We start from the raw sequence: 1,869 nt of genomic DNA, 5'->3' as shown, positions 1-1,869 counted from the left end.
ACCAACTCAAACGTGAAGAATTGGTTAAGCAATATCCTCGATTTGATTGGGATATCTATTTTGCACAAACCGGTTACCAAGTGCCGAAACTAAATATTTCGCAGCCAGAACCCGTTAAAGCAATGATTGACTTAATTAACCAACAACCACTCACTGTGTGGCAAGACTATTTAACCTTCCACACCATTAGTAATAATGCAGGGTTATTGTCAGAAGACATTTTCAATACCAATTTTGCTTTTTTTGGCAAAGAACTCACTGGGCAAGAGCAACCTCGTCCACGCTGGAAACGTGCAGTTGAAGAGATGTCAGGCACTCAGTCACTAGGTTTCGCTATTGGTAAAGTGTATGTGTCGCGTTATTTCCCTGAGTCGTCTAAGCAAAAGATGGCAGAGTTAGTTAACAATCTGCGCACAGCATTAGGTCAACGCATTGATGGTTTAGATTGGATGGGCGCAGAAACCAAGGTGAATGCTCATGCTAAGTTAGCAGCATTTAATCCAAAAATTGGTTATCCCGATGTATGGCAACAATTTCATGGCTTAACCCTCACTAAAAATGATTTAGTGGGTGATATTAAGAATCTACGCAAATACTTCCAAGCCGATAGCGTAGCAAAAGAACTGGAAAAAACGGACCGTAATCGTTGGGGGATGACACCGCAAACGGTCAATGCCTATTACAACAGCTCGTTTAATGAAATAGTGTTCCCTGCGGCAATTTTACAACCGCCGTTTTTTGATCCAAACGCAGATGCTGCGGTTAACTATGGCAGTATCGGTGCCGTAATTGGTCACGAAATGGGTCATGGTTTTGATGATCAAGGTTCTAAATCAGACGCCAATGGCGTTCAGCGTAACTGGTGGACAGATGAAGATCGTGCCGCTTTTGATGCTAAAGCCGATAAGCTCGCTGCGCAATACAACCAATATGAACCAATCCCTGAAAACTTTGTTAACGGACGCAACAGTCTCGGTGAAAACATTGGCGATGTTGGCGGTTTATCAATGGCATACCACGCTTACAAATTAAGCTTAAACGGTAAAGAGGCCCCGGTGATAGATGGCGTTACTGGCGATCAACGTTTCTTTTTAGCTTGGGCTCAAGTGTGGAAAGAAAAACGTACCGAGCAAAGTATGTTAACTCAGTTACGTGCCGGCACTCATGCACCAGGTCGTTACCGTGCCCTCGCCCCGCGTAACCACGATGCTTGGTATAAAGCCTTTGATGTTAAACCAGGTGATAAGTTGTACTTGCCAGAAGATCAGCGCGTACGTATTTGGTAATTTAGTGCGTAAATAGCTGCAATAATGTGCCGCGATAGCAACAAGCATCCGACACAAAAATGCCCGTCAGTTAACTGACGGGCATTTTTTATCACTATATGCGCGAATGCCTAAAATAATATCGGAAACCTTGTGGTTAATAGCAGAGGCGAGTAAAGACCTAGACAAACATTCGGATTGATTAATCAATTATTGGTAATATCGTTTGAACTCTTTTCAAGTCAGTTAACAATTTTCTCTTGATAAGCTTTTACCGTAGAGAAACTGTGTATTTTCATGAATAAGTCTGAAGCAGTTTCTTTAGATGCACAGGCAGTCCATGGTCAGCTCACGTATTCTTTTATAAAGAGTCTTCAACGGCCTCAAGTTCAGAGTTGAATTTATCAATTTTCAAGTAAAGCATCTAACTCATATATGAACAGATGATTGCTAACAGCCTTCTCGTCGCCCAACTCTCACGTCGTCCCGGTAATGCTTTTGAGCCGGGATCCAGGTGTTTTTTTGTTTTGTACTTATGGCCGCCTTTATGTATTTATGGCCTGCGGCCACTAACGTCGTGGCGCGTCGCGCACACCAGACTAAC

1 protein-coding gene is annotated in these 1,869 nt (G+C 43.0%); it reads left to right on the top strand.

From position 1 onward, the window contains the following. The coding region (locus CXF78_RS15950; RefSeq protein WP_145991502.1) for a M13 family metallopeptidase at positions 1 to 1,286 on the top strand (1,286 nt) is incomplete at its 5' end. Positions 1,287 to 1,869: the final 583 nt, after the last annotated feature.

This window comes from Shewanella sp. 11B5 (assembly GCF_002836795.1).
GTDB classification, from domain to species: domain Bacteria; phylum Pseudomonadota; class Gammaproteobacteria; order Enterobacterales; family Shewanellaceae; genus Shewanella; species Shewanella frigidimarina.
The sequence above is the reverse complement of the archived record's forward strand: the minus strand, read 5'-3'. Positions and strand labels throughout refer to the sequence as shown.